This is a genomic window from Antarctobacter heliothermus, from assembly GCF_900188425.1.
Taxonomy (GTDB): Bacteria; Pseudomonadota; Alphaproteobacteria; order Rhodobacterales; family Rhodobacteraceae; genus Antarctobacter; species Antarctobacter heliothermus.
In genome coordinates this window covers 64,361-82,443 of the sequence record NZ_FZON01000014.1, presented here as the reverse complement: position 1 = coordinate 82,443, position 18,083 = coordinate 64,361, and the positions used below count along the sequence as shown (strand labels likewise).

17 protein-coding genes are annotated in these 18,083 nt (G+C 63.7%); 7 read left to right on the top strand and 10 right to left on the bottom strand.

Translation table 11 applies throughout. The features are described from left to right. Positions 1-49 precede the first annotated feature (49 nt). Both CHB90_RS09645 and CHB90_RS09640 read right to left on the bottom strand, forming a co-directional pair. Positions 50-724 carry an anti-sigma factor gene (locus CHB90_RS09645; RefSeq protein WP_089277659.1) on the bottom strand — a complete coding sequence of 225 codons (675 nt, stop codon included), beginning with the start codon at positions 722-724 and terminating at the stop codon, positions 50-52. Next, complete coding sequence (locus CHB90_RS09640; RefSeq protein WP_089277658.1) at positions 721-1,269, bottom strand: sigma-70 family RNA polymerase sigma factor; 549 nt, start codon at positions 1,267-1,269, stop codon at positions 721-723. The genes CHB90_RS09645 and CHB90_RS09640 overlap by 4 nt, the downstream gene beginning before the upstream one ends. Positions 1,270-1,529: 260 nt before the next feature. Between CHB90_RS09640 and hemA the strand changes: the two genes are divergently transcribed. From hemA to ispG, 3 genes are all read left to right on the top strand, one after another. Further along, on the top strand, positions 1,530-2,753 hold the full coding sequence (gene hemA / locus CHB90_RS09635) for a 5-aminolevulinate synthase (protein WP_089277657.1): 1,224 nt from the start codon (positions 1,530-1,532) through the stop codon (positions 2,751-2,753). A gap of 124 nt (positions 2,754-2,877) precedes the next feature. After that, positions 2,878-4,773 carry a helix-turn-helix domain-containing protein gene (locus CHB90_RS09630; protein WP_089277656.1) on the top strand — a complete coding sequence of 632 codons (1,896 nt, stop codon included), beginning with the start codon at positions 2,878-2,880 and terminating at the stop codon, positions 4,771-4,773. Positions 4,774-4,863: 90 nt separating this feature from the next. Beyond that, the gene (gene ispG, locus CHB90_RS09625; RefSeq protein WP_089277655.1) at positions 4,864-5,997 is read left to right on the top strand and encodes a flavodoxin-dependent (E)-4-hydroxy-3-methylbut-2-enyl-diphosphate synthase; all 1,134 of its coding nucleotides are present in this window, start codon (positions 4,864-4,866) and stop codon (positions 5,995-5,997) included. A gap of 3 nt (positions 5,998-6,000) precedes the next feature. Here the strand turns inward: ispG and CHB90_RS09620 are convergent, their stop codons facing one another. Genes CHB90_RS09620 through CHB90_RS09610 form a run of 3 tightly spaced genes read right to left on the bottom strand, consistent with a single transcriptional unit; the run spans position 6,001 to position 8,644 of the window. Then, positions 6,001-6,510: a hypothetical protein gene (locus tag CHB90_RS09620; protein ID WP_089277654.1), complete on the bottom strand. Its 510-nt coding sequence runs from the start codon at positions 6,508-6,510 to the stop codon at positions 6,001-6,003. Continuing rightward, positions 6,507-7,286: a DsbA family protein gene (locus CHB90_RS09615; RefSeq protein ID WP_089277653.1), complete on the bottom strand. Its 780-nt coding sequence runs from the start codon at positions 7,284-7,286 to the stop codon at positions 6,507-6,509. The genes CHB90_RS09620 and CHB90_RS09615 overlap by 4 nt, the downstream gene beginning before the upstream one ends. Positions 7,287-7,315: 29 nt before the next feature. Beyond that, positions 7,316-8,644: a M48 family metalloprotease gene (locus tag CHB90_RS09610; RefSeq protein ID WP_089277652.1), complete on the bottom strand. Its 1,329-nt coding sequence runs from the start codon at positions 8,642-8,644 to the stop codon at positions 7,316-7,318. A gap of 57 nt (positions 8,645-8,701) precedes the next feature. Between CHB90_RS09610 and CHB90_RS09605 the strand changes: the two genes are divergently transcribed. From CHB90_RS09605 to prfB, 4 genes are all read left to right on the top strand, one after another. Then, complete coding sequence (locus CHB90_RS09605) at positions 8,702-9,847, top strand: pyridoxal phosphate-dependent aminotransferase (RefSeq protein WP_089277651.1); 1,146 nt, start codon at positions 8,702-8,704, stop codon at positions 9,845-9,847. A 63-nt stretch (positions 9,848-9,910) separates the two neighbouring features. Continuing rightward, entirely contained in the window at positions 9,911-11,116 is a 1,206-nt protein-coding gene (locus CHB90_RS09600) for an N-acetylmuramoyl-L-alanine amidase (RefSeq protein WP_089277650.1), read from the top strand. Between the two features lie 100 nt (positions 11,117-11,216). Further along, positions 11,217-13,754, top strand: a complete 2,538-nt coding sequence (locus tag CHB90_RS09595; RefSeq protein ID WP_089277680.1) for a penicillin-binding protein 1A — start codon at positions 11,217-11,219, stop codon at positions 13,752-13,754. A gap of 136 nt (positions 13,755-13,890) precedes the next feature. Beyond that, on the top strand, positions 13,891-15,015 hold the full coding sequence (gene prfB, locus CHB90_RS09590; protein ID WP_089277649.1) for a peptide chain release factor 2: 1,125 nt from the start codon (positions 13,891-13,893) through the stop codon (positions 15,013-15,015). A gap of 19 nt (positions 15,016-15,034) precedes the next feature. Here prfB and CHB90_RS09585 read toward each other — a convergent pair whose 3' ends face one another. Genes CHB90_RS09585 through CHB90_RS09565 form a run of 5 tightly spaced genes read right to left on the bottom strand, consistent with a single transcriptional unit; the run spans position 15,035 to position 18,070 of the window. After that, positions 15,035-15,703: a hypothetical protein gene (locus CHB90_RS09585; RefSeq protein WP_089277648.1), complete on the bottom strand. Its 669-nt coding sequence runs from the start codon at positions 15,701-15,703 to the stop codon at positions 15,035-15,037. After that, the gene (locus CHB90_RS09580; protein WP_089277647.1) at positions 15,700-16,158 is read right to left on the bottom strand and encodes a hypothetical protein; all 459 of its coding nucleotides are present in this window, start codon (positions 16,156-16,158) and stop codon (positions 15,700-15,702) included. Before CHB90_RS09580 ends, CHB90_RS09585 begins: the two co-directional genes overlap by 4 nt. Beyond that, entirely contained in the window at positions 16,155-17,057 is a 903-nt protein-coding gene (locus CHB90_RS09575) for a MotA/TolQ/ExbB proton channel family protein (RefSeq protein ID WP_089277646.1), read from the bottom strand. Before CHB90_RS09575 ends, CHB90_RS09580 begins: the two co-directional genes overlap by 4 nt. Before the next feature lies 1 nt (position 17,058). Next, positions 17,059-17,445, bottom strand: coding sequence for a hypothetical protein (locus tag CHB90_RS09570; RefSeq protein ID WP_089277645.1), 387 nt, complete (start codon positions 17,443-17,445; stop codon positions 17,059-17,061). A gap of 1 nt (position 17,446) precedes the next feature. After that, positions 17,447-18,070 carry a hypothetical protein gene (locus tag CHB90_RS09565; RefSeq protein WP_089277644.1) on the bottom strand — a complete coding sequence of 208 codons (624 nt, stop codon included), beginning with the start codon at positions 18,068-18,070 and terminating at the stop codon, positions 17,447-17,449. Positions 18,071-18,083: the final 13 nt, after the last annotated feature.

Below are 18,083 nucleotides of genomic sequence, written 5' to 3'. Positions count from 1 at the left end.
TTTTGACGCGGACCCTAGCAGAGGGCAGGGCACTGTCCAGCAGGTCGGCTCAGAGGGCTATCAGCGCCGCCGCTGCCAGAACCTCACCCGTGGGGGCCCCGGTGGGCGAGCCGCCCGGCGGCTCATCCGACACGGCCAGCGCCGCGCCGGTCAATTGCGCGACAAGATCCGGCGACAGGGCGATCCGGGCACTGTCCGTCTCGGGCAAAACCCCCAGCGACACCGGGGCGGGTGCGCCATCGGCGATCAGCCACAGTTCCAGAGCACGGCCCGGACGCGGACCGCCTTCGAGCCGGGCAAGCACCAGTTCGTCGCCTGTGACCGTCGCATCGAACCGCAATGTCCCGTCCGTCGAGGCGATCTGTGCCCCGAACTCTGGACCCTGCAGCAGCGATGGAATGGGCGAGATGACCACAAGAGCCGCCAGCGTCGCCAGTCCCAGCCCGGTTCCCAGCCACCAGCGCCGGGTCGTTGACGCGGGCGCGCCGCCCAGCGTGGTCAGCAAGGCGCGCCGGGTTTGGGCGGCGGGCGGAATGTCTTCCAGCTCATCGGCCATCGGCGCCAACCGCGCCTCCCAGTCGCGGACGCGGGCGGCAAAAACCGGGTCGTCAATGACGCGGCGGTCCATGGCGCGCTCGATATCCGGCGACAGCAGGCGCAGCACATATTCGCCGGCCATCAGGTCGTCGTCGTCATCGGGCATCTCTGGCAGGTCGGCGCTCATCGGGACATGCACTCCCTGAGACTTTGCAGGCTGCGGCGCAGCCAAGTGCGCATGGTATTCAACGGCACATCGAACCGCGCGGCAAGGTCTGAATAGCTTTTTCCTTCAAGGTAGGCGCCGCGCACCGCATTGGCCCGGTCACCGGGCAGTTCGCGCAGACAGGCCACGATCCGGCGGCTTTCCGAGGCGGCGATCGTCGCGGCCTCGGGTCCGGGGCGGGTGTCGGGCAGGACATCGGTTTCAGACCCGACCTTGCCGGTTTGCGCCTTTTGACGGGCCCGCAAGCGGTCTATGGCAATGTTGCGCGCCACGGTAATCAGCCAAGTCATCGGGCTGTGGCCCGTGACCGCATAGCGGTCGGCCTTGTTCCAGACCCGCAGGAACACCTCTTGCAAGGTGTCCTCGGCCTCTTGCCGGTCTTTCAGGACGGAGTGACAGACGGCCAGCAGTTTGCCGCTGGTTGCATCGTAAAGCGCGGCAAACGCGGTCCGGTCACGCAAGGCGGTGCGCGCGATCAGTGTCTCAATGTCGCCACGGGTTGTCATGCGCGCTCCGGTCTGCAAGGACAAAGATATTAGTGCCACCGGATGCCGAGGCAATGCAATCATGTTTCCGATATGCGTCATTTCGTTTCGCCAAGGGGTGGGTTGCGGGTTATCTTTTGATTCAGATCAAGGATGCGACGCTTGGTCCGGACCTAAACGGTAGACAGAATTGTCCGTGGGCTTTAGGTATTCATGAACTTGAATAAGCTGTGCCTGCAGTACCGGCCCGAAAAGGGGCCGTAAGTAGAAGGAGGATCCCGGTGGACTACACCGCGAAACTGGATGACGCCCTGAATCGTCTTCATGAGGAAGGCCGTTACCGCACCTTCATCGACATCGAACGCAAGAATGGTCAGTTCCCGCACGCCACCTGGCGCAGGCCCGACGGCAGCGAGGCGCCGATCACCGTCTGGTGCGGCAATGACTATCTGGGCATGGGGCAACACCCGGCTGTCCTGGCGGCCATGCATGAGGCGATTGACGCCACGGGCGCGGGCTCGGGCGGGACGCGCAATATTTCGGGCACCACGGTCTATCACAAACAGCTGGAGGCAGAACTGGCCGATCTGCATGGCAAGGAAGCCGCGCTGCTGTTCACCTCTGCCTATATCGCCAACGACGCGACGCTGAGCACGCTGCCCAAGCTGTTTCCGGGGCTGATCATCTATTCGGATGAGCTGAACCACGCCTCGATGATCGAGGGCATCCGCCGCAATGGTGGGGCCAAGCGTATCTTCAAGCACAACGATCTGGACGATCTGCGCGCCAAGCTGGAGGCGGATGATCCTGCCGCGCCCAAGCTGATTGCCTTTGAATCGATCTATTCGATGGACGGCGATTTTGGCCCGATCAAGGAACTGTGCGATCTGGCGGATGAATTTGGCGCGCTGACCTATATCGATGAGGTCCACGCCGTCGGCATGTACGGGCCGCGCGGGGCAGGGGTGGCGGAACGTGACCGCCTGATGCACCGCATCGACATCATCAACGGCACGCTGGCCAAGGCCTATGGCGTGATGGGCGGCTATATCGCGGCCTCGGAAAAGATGTGTGACGCTGTACGCTCTTACGCGCCCGGTTTCATCTTTTCGACATCTCTGGCCCCGACGCTGGCCGCTGGGGCAACTGCCTCTGTCGCGCATCTCAAGCGCGACCAGTCGCTGCGCGAGCAGCACCAGACACAGGCAAAAATCCTCAAGACCCGGCTCAAGGGTCTGGGGATGCCGATCATTGATCACGGGACTCATATCGTGCCGGTGATCGTCGGTGATCCGGTCCACACCAAGCAATTGTCCGACATGTTGCTTGAGGGCTATGGCATCTATGTTCAGCCGATCAACTTTCCCACTGTCCCGCGTGGGACAGAGCGGCTGCGGTTTACGCCCTCTCCGGTGCATGGTCCCAAGGAAATGGACCGGCTTGTTCACGCAATGGATGAATTGTGGAGCCACTGTGCGCTGAATCGCGCTGAAATGGCAGGCTAAACCCCGCGTATTCCTGTCAAACGCCTTGAGATGTGTTAGGCTTGCAGCAATAACCGGGTTGCGCGAATCGTGCAGCCTGGACCGGGCAGGCACATAATGATGGGTAAGATGGGGCAGTCTCGCTATGATTGGGCGAAAATCCCAGCACCGTGACGACAGTGGCGATGGGGCATCGCCACAAAGCTTTGACGACTTCAAGTTGAAGTTGGGCGATGTCATGCGGGGCGAACGAGCGACTATGGGCAAGTCGCTGCTTGACGTTCAGCGTGAGCTGAGGATCAAAGCCAGCTATATTGCGGCAATTGAAAACTGTGACCCGTCGGCATTCGACACGCCCGGCTTTATCGCAGGCTATGTCCGCTCTTATGCGCGTTATCTGGGTATGGACCCGGATGAGGCGTTTGCGCATTTCTGTGCCGAAAGCGGGTTCTCCGTGGCGCATGGCATGTCGCAAGAAGCATCGGTTGTCCGCAAACCGCGCAAGGATGAACCGCGTCCGCGCAGCCGCGATTCCATCGCCGAACCTCGGATGCCGTTTGCCCCGGCGGGCGACAGCCTGTTGTCCCGGATCGAACCGGGTGCGATCGGTTCTTCGCTGGTCTTGCTGGCCCTGATCGGTGGCATCGGCTACGGCGGTTACCGCGTCCTGCAAGAAGTGCAGCGCGTTCAGGTGACGCCGGTCGATCAGACCCCGATTGTTCTCAGCGAACTTGACCCGCTGCAGGCGGCCATCGCCCCCAGCGCGCGAACACAGACGGATGACCTGCAACAACAGGCTGGCGTCTTTACCCCACCCACGACAGAGGCGTTTGACCGGCTCTATCGCCCGCAGGCGCTGGATGTGCCGGTTCTGGTCGCGCGCGATGCGCCGATCTCGACTCTGGACCCAGAGCGTGTTGGCGTTTTTGCGGGCAGTGGCCGTCGCGGTCTGCCAGCAGTGCAGGACAGTTCCTTGGCCGCGGCCGCGCTGGCGCAACGCCTTGTGGCAGAGGGCGTTATCCCCGATTCCGCACCCGCCGCCACACCGCTCTCTGCGCCTCAGGGCGTCACCGTCGTTGCCGTGCGTCCCGCCTGGGTCGAGGTGCGCGACGAGGCAAGTGGCGTGCTGATCTCACGCGTGTTGAACGCTGGCGATACCTTTGCGGTGCCGCGCGGCGCGGTGAACCCGCGTATTCGTGTCGGCGAATCCGGGGCGGTCTATTTCTCGGTCAACGGGCAGGCCTTTGGGCCGGCTGGCACGCCAGGGCGTGTGACCAGCAAGATTTCACTAGCCGCCGCTGATGTTGTGGACCGCTACAGTGTGGCGAACACCGCCAAGGACGGCGATCTCATGGCGGTGTTGACGAAATTGAACATGGCCGCGCCGCAGGTGGCTCCGTCGCAACTTGCCAGTGCCGCGCCCGCCAGTGTCGAGCCTGTCAATGTAGAGCCGGTCCAGCGCGCGGCGCAGACGCCGATCCTGACAGAACTGGCCCGCAACATTCCTTCGGTGCCGCCGGTGGCCCGTCCAGACAGCATCGCCCTTGCGGCGGTTCTGGCGGCAGCACCTTCGCCGACACCGCCGCCCGCTCCCGTTGCACCCGCACCTGAGGCGCCGGTTGCGGCCACTGCTCCTGTTGACCCGGTCGTGACCCCAGACCCGGCGCCTGCGCCGCAAATAGCCCTGCCGCGCGTCACGGCGGAACCCACGCCTGGCATTACCGTGGTGGCCGTGGCCGAAACATGGGTTGAGGTCACCTCGCCCTCGGGCAAGAAACTGCTGGCCCGGTTGCTGAAACCCGGCGACAGCTATGAGGTGCCGCAGACCGAACAGGCCGCGACAATCTTTTCCGGCAATGCCGGTGGCGTGTTCTTTGCGGTCAATGGCCAGACGTATGGTCCCTACGGCCAGAGCGGGCAGTTCGGTCGCAACCTCGCGCTGTCGGCAGAAACGATCCAGCAGGAATTGCAAGTGGCTGACCTGACCCAGAACCAAACTCTTGCCAAGGTCGTGGCAGAGCTGAACCTTCAGGGGCAGTGATCGCGCGGATTGGGACGGGTTGGCGGGTGGTCTGACCGCGCGTGAATGACTATGTTCCCCACGAACCCAGACTAACACAGGACAGAGCGCATGAGCCTCAACCACGTCCGCCCGTGGCGCAACATCTATCGTCGCAAATCGCGTCAGATCATGGTCGGCAACGTGCCGGTCGGCGGCGATGCACCGATCACCGTGCAGACCATGACCAACACGGTCACCACGGACATTCCCGGCACCATCGCTCAGGTGCAAGCCGCAGCCGAGGCGGGGGCCGATATCGTCCGTATTTCTGTACCTGATCAGGACTCGTCCCGCGCGCTCAAGGAAATCGTGCGTGAAAGTCCGGTGCCGATCGTCGCAGACATCCATTTCCACTACAAACGCGGGATCGAGGCCGCCGAGGCCGGTGCTGCTTGTCTGCGGATCAATCCCGGCAACATCGGCAGCCAGGACCGCGTGCGTGAGGTCATCAAGGCCGCGCGCGACCACAACTGTTCCATCCGGATCGGGGTGAATGCCGGGTCGCTCGAAAAGCACCTGCTGGAAAAATACGCAGAGCCGTGCCCCGACGCCATGGTCGAGAGCGGTCTGGATCACATCAAGATCCTGCAAGATAACGATTTTCACGAATTCAAGATCAGCTGTAAGGCGTCCGACGTCTTTATGGCCGCCGCTGCCTATCAGCAATTGGCCGACCAGACCGATGCGCCCATCCATCTTGGCATCACTGAGGCGGGCGGGCTGATGTCCGGTACGATCAAATCCGCCATCGGGTTGGGCAACCTGCTGTGGATGGGGATTGGCGACACGATCCGCGTGTCGCTGTCAGCGGACCCTGTCGAAGAGGTCAAGGTTGGTTATGAGATCCTGAAAAGTCTCGGCCTGCGCCATCGCGGCGTCAATATTATCTCCTGCCCGTCCTGTGCGCGGCAGGGGTTTGACGTGATCAAGACCGTCGAGACGCTGGAAAAGCGGCTGGAACACATCAAGACGCCAATGAGCCTGTCGATCATCGGCTGTGTGGTGAACGGCCCCGGTGAGGCGCTGATGACGGATGTCGGGTTCACTGGTGGCGGCGCGGGCAGCGGTATGGTCTACTTGGCAGGCAAGGCCAGCCACAAGATGTCGAACGACCAGATGGTCGAGCACATCGTGGAAGAAGTGGAAAAACGCGCCGCAGTGATTGACGCCGAAGAGGCCGCAGCGTCTGAGGCCGCAGAGTAACGCCTAGCCGCCCGCGTCTGTCAGATAGCGGTGCAGTACAAAGGCGGGCATGTGCCCCCGGATCATCCTGTCATGCATGACGTAGGACGGCAGTATGTCCAGACCCAGCGCCGCCATCGTTGCGGCGTGGTCTGGATTGGCCGTATCCAGCACGGCGACTCTGATCCCCAGATCCTTAGAAATTTGCCACAGATCTGTTAGCGCGGTTGCGCAATCGGGGCAGTCCGGACCAATCAACAGCGCAATGGCCGGAGTCCCTTTGGGGCCGAAACCGGGGCTTTTGGGATCGAACAGGGACTCCTGACGGGCAATTCCGGTGAGATCGGCCTGTCTTTCATCGGTGTAGAGATCAATCGGCGCCGCCGGTGCTTCCAGCGCGCGGAGGCGCCCAAGGAACTCGGCCTGCAATCCGCCGTCACCTGCGGGCAAGGGACCATCGTCCGCGCCCAGCGGTCCGGAAAAACAGGAAAACGCGGCGACCAGGAGCAGCCGCCGCGCGTGGTAAGGGTTCATTGGCTGTCGCGGACCTCGTCGACGATCTGGCGCATGGTCGGCAGCGGCGCGTAGCCGCGCACCATCTGGTCGCCAAAGACAAAGCTGGGGGTGCCATTGATGTTCATGGCCAGCGCCAGTTCCCGGGTTTCGGTGATCCGGCGGGTGACTTCGTCGCTGTCCATCTCGGCCATGATTGCCTCGGCATCGAGGCCCAGTGTTTCAGCGATGCGGCGTAGCGGGCCGTTGCCGGGGTTGCCTTCCAGCGTGATCAGCGCATCATGCACGGACTTGTACGCCTCGTCGCCCGCGACGATCAGGGTGGCGATGGCAAAGCGCGACGACACCAGCGATGCCTCGCCCAGGATGGGGAATTCCTTGACGATGAACCGGATGTTGCCATCGGATTCGATCAGTTCGGACACTTCGGGGTGGGCGCGACGGCAGAAACCGCAGCGATAATCCGAAAACTCGATCACGGTCACGTCGCCGTCTGGATTGCCGCCAACCCAGGAAAACCCGTCATCCATCAGGCGGGCCATGTTGTCAGCGACAAGCGTGTCGTCCTGCGCGAGCTGCGCGGCCTTTTCGCGCTCTTCCAGAACGGCGACCGCCTCCATGATGACCTGCGGGTTTTCCAGCAGGTAGGCGCGCACTTCGGCGCCAAACACGTTCTTCTGTTCCGGTGTCATGTTGGCGAAATCGAACGCATCAGCATCCTGCGCCATGGCGACAGGCGCGGCCAGAAGACACAGAGCGGCCACAGAGGCGTGCAGGGCAGGTTTGGAAAGGAACATGGGAACTCCCGAAAAAGGTGATGTTTGGGTTACTTGGCTCGTTTCGCCGCATCTAGCACATCTTGCGCCCGTTGCCACGGGGCAGAGCCGCGCGGCAGCGTGGCAATGGCGCGTTCAGCATGCAGTTTGGCGTCTTTCATGCGGCCTTGCAGGGCATAGCGTTCGGCCGTCGAGATCGAGGCCATGCCATTCTGGCCGGTCTTGGCATAGGCCACGGCCAGATCACGCAACAACCGCGCGTCGGTGAAGTCGCGCCCGCGTGCGGCCTCCAGCGCCTTCAGGGCCTGTTTCGGCTGACCTGCTGCCAGCAACGCGCGGCCCAGACCGCCGAGGATCAGAGGCTCGCGCGGGGCGCGGTTGGCGGCGGCCTGATAGACCTGCACCGCAGCGCCAAACTGGCGCGATTCCAGCAGGATCTGGCCTTTGAGTTCCATCAGGTAGGGGTCCGTAGGGCGCAGAGCCAATGCACGGTCGATGGCACTCAGGGATTTCTTGAGGTTGGATTGGCGATGATAGGCCACCGCCTCACGCATATAAGCGATGTCCTGGCTTCCGCTGTCCTTGAGCCGCCGCAGCGTCCACGACGGCGCGCGCTTGAAAGCGGTCAGCTTGCCCTGCGCGCGTTTGAACCAGTATTGCGCCGTGGCGTTCCGTTCAACGCTTTTGGTGCCGGCCACAAGCCCTTCGAGGGCGCGCAGACGGTCGCGGGTCAGCGGGTGGGTGCGCATGTAGGGGTCTTGCCGTCCGACCGACAGCGCCTCTTGGCCGCGAAACAGTTTCTGCACCTCCAGCGCGCCGCGCGGATCGATCCCGGCGCGGGCCATGAAGCGGACAGAAGAGATGTCGGCGGCGGATTCCTCGGCCCGGGTGTGAGAAAAGAACAGCCGCATGGCAGAGCCTTGCGCGCCAAGGGCCACACCGGCAGCCGCCTGACTGTTGGCGCCCGCAGCGGCGGCAGCGGCGGCGAGCGCCATGCCGATCCCGGCGGCGGTGCGCGCGGCGCGCAGGTTGCCCAGACGGCGGGTGATGTGCCCGTTCGAGATATGCGCCGCCTCATGCGCAATGACCGCTTGCAGCGCCTCGGCACTGTCCAGTTTCATGATCAGGCCAGAGTGCAAAAAGATATGCTGCGTGTCGGTCACAAAGGCATTCAGCGATCCGTCGTCGATCACGATAATGTCCACCTGCTGCGGGCTGAGACCGGCGGCGCTGAGGATCGGCGCGCCCAGCTGACGCAGCGCATATTCGATATCGGCATCGCGCAGCAGCGTGGTCGCCGCCTGTACCGGAGCGGCGGCCATCAGGCTGAAGGCTGTCACCAGTGCGATCAACCGGGGCAGGATCGGTGTGCGGATCATTGACGGGCGGCTCCTTACACTCATAAGCGGTGTTGGCGACACAGTAGAGAGGCAGACATGCGGAGTTCAAGGCGCGGAGCGGTCGATCCCTTTATCGTGATGGACGTGATGGAGGCCGCAAGGCAGGCCGAAGAGGCCGGTCGGCGGATCATCCACATGGAAGTGGGACAGCCCAGCACACCGGCACCCGCCGCGGCACGGGCGGCCTTGGCACAGGCGATGGAGCGGGACTCGCTGGGGTATACCGTGGCGCTAGGCCTGCCTGCGCTGCGGGCGCGGATCGCGAAACTCTATGCCCAGTGGTACGGCATTGATCTGGACCCGGCGCGTGTGGTGGTCACGCCCGGCTCTTCGGGCGGGTTCATCCTCGCTTTCACGGCGCTGTTTGATGCGGGCGAACGGGTGGCGCTGGGGGCGCCGGGCTATCCGTCATATCGCCAGATCCTCAAGGCGCTGGATCTGGTGCCGGTCGAGGTGCAAACCTCGGCGGAAAATCGCCTGCAACCGACGCTCGAGGATCTGGCCGGGATCGACTATGAGGGCCTGATGGTCGCCAGCCCGGCGAATCCCACCGGGACGATGCTGGACAAACCGGCGCTGTCCGCGCTGATCGGGGCGGCGCAGGCGCGCGGCGCGGCGTTTCTGTCGGACGAGATCTATCACGGCATCGAATACGACAAGCGCGCGGTGACGGCGCTGGAAATCAGCGACGACGTCGTTGTGATCAACTCCTTTTCCAAGTTCTTTTCCATGACCGGCTGGCGCGTTGGCTGGCTGGTGGTGCCAGAGGGGATGGTGCGACAGGTGGAACGGCTGGCGCAGAACCTTTTCATTTGTCCGCCCCATGCGGCGCAGATCGCGGCCTTGGCGGCGCTGGATGCGCAGGACGAGTTGAAGGGCAATATGGCCGTCTACGCCCGCAACCGCGCGCTGATGATGGAGGGCCTGCCAAAGGCCGGCTTTGACCGCATCGCACCGCCGGATGGGGCGTTTTATGTCTACGCCGACGTCAGCCACCTGACTGACGACAGCCGCGCCTTTGCGCGTCAAATTCTGGATCAAGCCGGGGTGGCGGTGACGCCGGGGCTGGATTTTGACCCGGTGCGCGGCGGCGGCACGCTGCGATTTTCCTACGCGCGGGCAACGGCGGACATCGAAGAAGGACTTGAGCGGTTAAAGGCCTTTATGGCGGCGCGCGGGTAACTGGCGCGTGCGTCGCCAATCGGCGGCTGATAGACTGCGGGCAAACCACCGGAACCGGGGCTCATGAGCAGATTTTTTTCTTTCCTGTTGGCGTTGTGCTTGTGGAGCGGAGCGCTGACCGCACAGGACGCGGGCCTGGCCCGTCTGACCGGCGGCGTGATCGAGGATCGCCGCCAGGGCGCAACTGAGCTGGAACTGACCCTGTCTCAGGGCGTGCCATGGCGGTTGTTCACCCTGGCCGATCCTGACCGGCTGGTACTGGACTTTGCCGAGGTCGACTGGCAGGGAGCCGACCCGGAAGAGATGGACCAGAGCGACCGGATCACTGCCCTGCGCATGGGACTGTTCCGGCCCGGCTGGTCGCGGCTGGTGGCGGAACTGGCCAGTCCGATGGCGGTGGAGCGGGCCGAGATGCGTGTCGCCCCCGATGGTGCAGACGCGACACTGGCCTTGCGGCTGATTTCGACCGATGCGGACAGTTTTGCCGCCGCTGCAGGACAACCCGCCGATCCGACATGGGTGCAGACCCGGCCCAAGGCGCGCCGCGTGGTTGCCGATCCTGATCGCCCGCTGACCATTGTGCTGGACCCGGGTCATGGCGGTATTGATCCGGGCGCCCAGCGTGACGGCGTCACCGAGGCGGATTTGATGCTGCTTTTTGCGCAGGAACTGCGCGAGGTGTTGTTGCGCGCGGGCGACTACCGCGTCGTGCTGACCCGGCAAGAGGATCGGTTCGTCTCGCTGGAGGCGCGGGTCAAGCTGGCTCATGACGCGGGCGCGGACCTGTTCATCTCGCTGCATGCCGATGCCTTGTCCGAAGGTGTGGCGCACGGCGCGGCGGTCTACACGCTGGCCGAAGAGGCCTCGGATGCCGCCTCAGCGGCGCTGGCGGAACGGCATGACCGCGATGACCTGCTGGCCGGGCTGGACCTGTCGGGCACCGATGATCGCGTGGCGCAGATCCTGATGGACCTTGCACGACTGGACAATACGCCGCGCAGTCAGGCACTGGCAGGGTATATCATCGAGGGGATCGGAACCTCGCTGGGCCACGTCCACAAGGACCCGCTGCGGCAGGCCGCCTTTTCGGTGCTGAAATCCGCTGACATCCCCTCTGTCCTGCTGGAACTGGGGTTCCTGTCGACAGAGGCCGACCTGCGCAACCTGCAGGACCCGGCGTGGCGGGCGGGCATGGCGGCGGGCATCCGCGACGGGCTGGCTGCATGGGTTCTTGAGGACGCTGCGCTGTCGGGGTTGCGGCGTCAGTAAGCAAACCCTTGCTCCATCGGCCAAACCCCGCGCGGTTGTGTTTTGACGCGGCGCGCCTGGGCCTGTAGTGAAGGGTTTGATCCGGCAATGGGGGCCGCAGGTGCTGCGTTTCATCTTTTCTTTCTTCGGGGCGATTTTCGCCGTTGTGACCATGGGCACCATGATGGTGGCGCTGACCATCGGGGCGGTGTTCTGGATGTACGGACGCGATCTGCCCAGCCATGACCACTTGGCGCAATATACACCGCCGACCATCAGCCGCATCTATTCCACCGAAGGGGCGGTGATCGACGAATTCGCCCAGGAACGACGGTTGTTCACGCCCGCCGCCCAGATCCCAGATCTGGTCAAGGACGCGTTCATCTCTGCCGAGGACAAGAACTTTTACACCCATCAGGGCTATGACCTGCGCGGCATCGCCGCTGCCGGCGTGCAGGCGGTGCAGACCCGCGGGCGCGACGTGCGCGGCGCGTCCACAATCACTCAACAGGTGATGAAGAACTTTCTGCTGTCCGGCGATCGTCAGGCAGAACGCAAGATCAAGGAAATCATCCTTGCCAGCCGGGTCGAGAACGCGCTGTCCAAGGAGAAGATCCTTGAACTGTATCTCAACGAGATTTTTCTGGGCCAGAACGCTTATGGCGTGACCGCCGCCGCGCAGGTCTATTTCAACAAGAGCCTGTCGGAACTGGCCCCGCATGAGGCGGCGATGCTGGCCTCGCTGCCCAAGGCTCCGTCCGATTATCACCCGGTCCGCCGCAAGGAACGCTTGCAGTCGCGCCGTGATTTCGTGCTGAAAGAAATGCGCGAAAACGGCGTCATCGACGACGCCACCTATGAGATCGAGGTCGCGCAGCCGCTGCGGTCGGTCCAGAACGGCGATTTTGAACCCTACCAGCAGTCATTGCCGCCGCGTGACTACTTTACCGATGAGATCCGCCGCCAGTTGAGCCGCGATTTCGGTGAGGATCAGTTCTTTTCCGGCGGCTACGCCGTCCGCGCGACGCTGGACGCCGAGATGCAGGAAAAGGCCGCGGCCTCACTGCGCCGGGCGCTGGAACAGTTCGACCGCGGGCAGGGCAAATGGCGCGGCACCGGGAAAAAACTGGACACGGCCCTGCTGGCGGATGAACCCGCATGGCGTGAGGCGCTGTCGCAGGTCCGCGTGGCGCGCGACGTTGTTCTGGGCAACCCCTGGCATGTCGCAGTGGTGCGTGAGGTCCGCGACAACAGCCTGTTGCTGGGCATCGAGGATGTGGCGCTTGACGATCCGCGCGGGGCAGAGGTGCCGCGTTCGGATACGGACTGGTTCTCTGGCAGCCTGAAAGAGAATTTCGAGGTCGGTGACGTCGTGCATGTGCGCGCCATCACTCAGGACAGCGATGGCGCGTTCATGCGCTGGTCGCTGCGCCAGGTGCCAGAGGTGCAGGGCGGCTTTATGGCGATGGACGCCCATACCGGGCGGGTGATTGCCATGCAGGGCGGCTTTTCCTACCAGCATTCGGTGTTCAACCGCGCGACGCAGGCCATGCGGCAGCCCGGCTCCAGCTTCAAACCGTTTGTCTATGCCTCGGCGCTGGATTCTGGCTATTCACCGGCCACCATCGTCGTGGACGCCCCGATCGAGATCAACACCGGCGGTAGCATCTGGCGGCCGCAGAACGCCTCTCACAAGTTCTACGGGCCGACACCGCTGCGCACCGGAATCGAACAGTCGCGCAACCTGATGACCATTCGCCTTGCGCAAGAGGTGGGCATGGACATCGTGGCCAGCTATGCCGAGAAATTCGGCGTCTATGACCGCATGGGTCAGGTGCTGGCCAATGCGCTGGGGGCGGATGAGACAACGCTGTTCAAGATGGTTGCGGCCTACGCGATGTTCGCAAATGGCGGGCAACGGGTCGAGCCGACCTTGGTGGACCGGGTGCAGGACCGCCATGGCACGACCGTGTATTCCCACGAACAGGCCTTGGGCAACAAACGGGTTTGCGTCGATTGCGACAACCCGGAACTGGCCCCCGGTCAGGCACCACGGATCGCTGATGAACGTGAACGGGTGATGAACGCGGTCACCGCGTATCAGCTGACCTCGATGATGCGCGGCGTGGTCGAACGCGGCACCGCCAGCCGCACGGTCAACCTCAGCGTGCCGACAGCGGGCAAGACAGGGACGACAAATGACGCCAAGGACGTGTGGTTTGTCGGCTTTACCTCCAACATCGTGGCGGGCTGTTATATCGGTTACGATACGCCGCGCTCGATGGGCCGGGGCGCGTCGGGCGGCGGCATGTGCGGGCCGGTCTTTACCGAGTTCATGCGTGAGGCGGTCAAGAAATACGGCGGCGGGTCGTTCAAGGTGCCCGACGAATGCCAATTCATCAAGATCGACCGCTTTTCCGGCGCGCGCCTGCCGAATGAGGCCAGCGGACCGAACGTGGTATCCGAATGTTTCCGCCTTGGCGAAGAGCCGATCTTTGGCATCATGTTCGACGGTGGCTTTGCGATCTCCGGAAATTTCGACATGATTCAGCCGGACGGCTCGACCGTGGCGCAGGAGGTCACGACCTCGACCGGGGACAAGGCCATCGTCGGTCCCAAGGCGGGCTTTGGCACGCTGTCGTCGGGCGGTCTGTACTGAGGACGGCGTTGTCGTGGCCGACCCCCGGGGGTCGGCCACGGATGTTTCGGGTGCCGCACGGTTTCCCCCGCTTGCGAGCCTTCATGCCCCTTGGTATCACGCAGCATTCGTAAGGACCGGGACAGGACCAGATAAGATGCGCGCAGAAATCCAGAACCATGTCGACAAGATCGAAAAATCGCTCGACCTGCTGGCGCAGCGCCTTGATTGGAACACCGCCCAGCACCGGTTGGAGGAATTCAACGCGCGGGTGGAGGACCCCAACCTGTGGGATGATCCGGCCGCAGCGCAAAAGCTGATGCGCGAGCGTCAGCAACTGGTCGACGCGATGGAAACCTATTCCGCGATGAAACAGGATCTGGCCGATCAGATGGAACTGATCGAACTGGGTGAGATGGAGGACGACGCCGAGGTTATCGCCGAGGCCGAACAAGCCATTGCCGCGATGGTCGCCAAGGCCGCCAAGAAGGAACTTGAGGCGCTGCTGAACGGCGAGACCGACGGCAACGACGCCTTTCTGGAAATCAAGGCAGGTGCTGGCGGCACCGAGGCCTGCGACTGGGCCAACATGCTGGCGCGGATGTATGTCCGCTGGGCTGAAAAGCGCGGCTTTGAGGTGGACCTGCAAGAGGAACAATCCGGCGGTGAGGCGGGCATCAAATCCGCCACCTACCAGATCAAGGGGCCAAACGCCTATGGCTGGTTAAAGTCGGAAAGCGGCACGCATCGCCTTGTGCGGATTTCACCCTTTGGCAAAGGGACGCGGGAGACATCCTTTGCCGCTGTCGGGGCCTATCCGGTGATCGACGACAATATCGAGATCGAGGTGAACCCGGCCGACATCCGCATCGACACCTACCGCTCGTCCGGGGCGGGGGGGCAGCACGTCAACACCACCGACTCGGCTGTGCGGATCACCCACGCGCCGACAGGGATCGTTGTGACCTCGTCCGAGAAATCGCAGCACCAGAACCGCGACATTGCCATGAAGGCGCTGAAATCGCGGCTGTATCAGATGGAACTGGACAAGCGGAATGCAGAGGTGAACGCCCTGCATGAGGCCAAGGGCGATGCCGGTTGGGGCAACCAGATCCGATCGTATGTCCTGCAGCCTTACCAGATGGTCAAGGATCTGCGCACCAACTATGAGACCGCCGATACCTCGGGTGTGCTGGACGGGGATCTTGATCCGTTCATGGCGGCTACACTGGCGATGAACGTCTCCGGCAAGAGCCGCGCAGACGCGCAGTCAGAGGACTGACACCGCGCGAGGCTGGCCACTAGTAAGAGCGCAGCACCCCGCGAAAGGCAAAACTCTCACGGGTCTTGCGTTCTGAAAACTTGGCGTTGCCGTCCAGAAACTGCACCGTCAGCGGGCGTCCGGCGGTCTCAGTCGCTTGGCTCAGGCCCGGCAGATGCGTCACGCCTGAGGCAAAGGCCAGCACACGCGCGGGCGTGTCCCGAGCGGCCCAGACCTGCACCGCGTCGGGGTCATCGGGGTCGATCCGTTCTGCGATGACGCCGCCGGTGCCGGTGATCGGATCGGTGGGCAGCACCATCTCGAACAAGTCGAACGCGCCGGTTGCGGTCGGGTCCGGGTTGAAGGCCATGATGATGCCGGACTGCGGATCGGTGGCGCCCAGCGGCAGACGTGCCGGGGCCGCCGCCAGTTGGCGGGCTGCCGCGTCATAGTCGACCCGCAGCAACTCTCCGCGCCGCAGGATCCAGTTTTCCAGCCGCGGAAAGGGTGCGGCCAGAGAGGCGGGCTGGATCGCGGCGGTTTCTGGCTCTTGCGTCTTGTATTGAAACCGGGTGGTGCCGGTGACCGTTGCCGCAGCGGTGGTCACGAGGATCACAAGGATCATGGCAAACAGCGACACCACAGCGTCCAGTTGATAACTGTCGTCCGGCTCATCGGGGCGGCGACGATGGGTCTTGCGCGGGCTCATGGCTCCGGCGCCACTGGCGGGTCGATCATGACGACGGTGACCAGCAGGATGGCGCGCTCTTGTGCGGTATCGCGGCTGGTGACATCGTCTGTCGCGTCGTTCATCTGGCCAACCACCTGCTGAAAACGTGTGACACAGCGAAACGCCCGCTGGTCAGCCTCCAACCGGACGCGGGTCATCAGCCTGTCGGGGCGCGGATGCGCGGCCAGCCATGCGGCGGCATCGGAGGGCGGCAAGGGTTGGGTGGCAGGCAGCCAATCGGGCTTCAAGGTGGTGGCGACCTGTCCCTCGGCGCAACGCACCACCACATCGGCCTGCGGCTGACTGCCGGGCTGATTCTGCCGGTTGCTGGACAGGATGATCAGGATCAATAGGATCGCGGTGCCGCCGACAAAGGCGTCCACCATGGCCAGCACCGGCGGCCGGATCAGGTTGCGGCGCAGCGGCCCGATCATTCCAGACCGGCGCGGCGCGACAGGCGGTCCCAGGCCTGATCGATTGTCTTGGCCCCGATCAGGCAGATCAGCGCGCCGATCAACCCCAACAATGTGGTGTCAAAGGCGACATGCAGTTCCGACAGCACGGGTTGCAGCGCGTCGGGGTTGCCGATGGCCCCCGGCAGCGATTCAATCGCGCCAGAAAGGCCCACAACCGTGCCCAAAAAGCCCAGCATCGGAAAGGCGGTCAGACCCAGCCGCAGGGGATCGGCGATGATGTCGCCCTCGGTGGCCAGATCAAAGGCGTCCAGCCGCCGCCGTTCAGGGTGACCAAGGCGCAACCTGCGGGCCGCAAAGAGCCGCGTTAATTGTGCCAAGGGCGTCAACAGGCCGGCGCGCGCCTCGTGTCGGGCGACAAGGCGGGTGTCGATGGCAAGGCAGATCAGCTGAACGGCGATGAACAACATCGTGGCGAGGCATCCTGCGGCAAAGACCAGCCTGACCGGATCACCAAGAAGACGCGCCAAAAGAGGATATCCGGCGTCGTCAGGGGCCGTGTAGGATGCGGCGTCGGGCTGCGGCGCTGGATCGCTCGGGCCAGCCACAGGGGTTTTTGTTTCGGGGATTGCATCGGGGGCTGCATCGGGGGCAACTTCGGGTGCGGCGTCTGGCGGGGCGTCTGGCGTGCCATCCGGTGCGGCATCAGGCTGTGTGTCACCAAGACCGGCCATCCAAGACGTCGCGGTCCGGCCCAGATCGCGCGCGGCGTCGGCGATGCTGCGCGGGTCCGTCAACCCCAGATCGCGGAAAAGCGCCACCGTCAGCGCGACCAAAGCGGCGCAGATCAGCAGGCTGCGCCAGGGGCGGACCGGCAATGTGCCAAGATCCTGATCCTCAGCCCGGGGCAGCGGGGTCATATCAGTCGGTCCCGCGCAGAGTGGCCAACAGGGCGCGGACCTGCGCCTGCTTTGCGGCCAACTCTGAACGATGGGCAATCAGTCCGTCGATCTGCGCCAAAGTTTCGGCTGAGGCCCCGAACCCGGCGTTTTCCTCCTGCAAGGCGATCTCTGCATCCAATTCGGTCAGAATATCCGAAAGCTGGCTGTTCAGAGTCGTGGCGACCTGGATCAGGTCCGCGCTCTCAGCCGCAGGATCGGGGGCCGTGGCATGGGTTTCGGCGCGCAGGGGCAGGACCGACAGCCCTAGAGCCGCCGACCCAAGGGCCGCCAACCCAAGGGAAAAGCCAAACGCCAGACCGCAGGCCCCCAGACGGGGGGCCTGCGCAATCCGGGCTTTCACGGTCATCTCAGTTCTCGACGAGGTTGGGATCACGCTTGCGCAGCGCGTCTTCGACCTGCGCGACCCGGTCGGCCCCTTGCTGGATGATGCCAGTGGCATCGGCAAACAGCTGCTGGATCTGGTCATAGCGGCGCAGCTTGATCAGGAACACGATGCGCTTGCGCTCTGCCTCGACGGCGCGGATGCGGCGTTCCAGCGCCTCGAACTCGGACACAAGAGTGCCGCGCTGATCGGAAAACACCTGTGCGTCCTCAAGAAAGGCCTCTTCGAAATCAAGGAACCCTTCAACCTTGGCGGCCTGCGCGTCCACCTTGGCGGACTCTTCCAGCGCTTGCAGGCGGGTGACATAGCTGCCATCGGGATCGCCCACGGCGGCATGGGCGCGCAGGGTGGCGATCATCTCATCAAAGGCGGCGTCTGCCTCATTCAATTCGACCGTGGCAAGGTCGATCTCTGCCGACAAGGTGTCGATCCGGTCGATGGTCGCCTGTCGTGAGGCGGCGATATCCTCGATCACCTTGGCAAGCGAAACCACTTCCGGCTCGGCGTCCTGCGCTTGTGCCATGCCGGACACCGACAGGGCCAGCCCAAGGGCAAGGGTGGTGGCAATCCGTTTGAGAGAATGAAACATCTGGATACTCCTG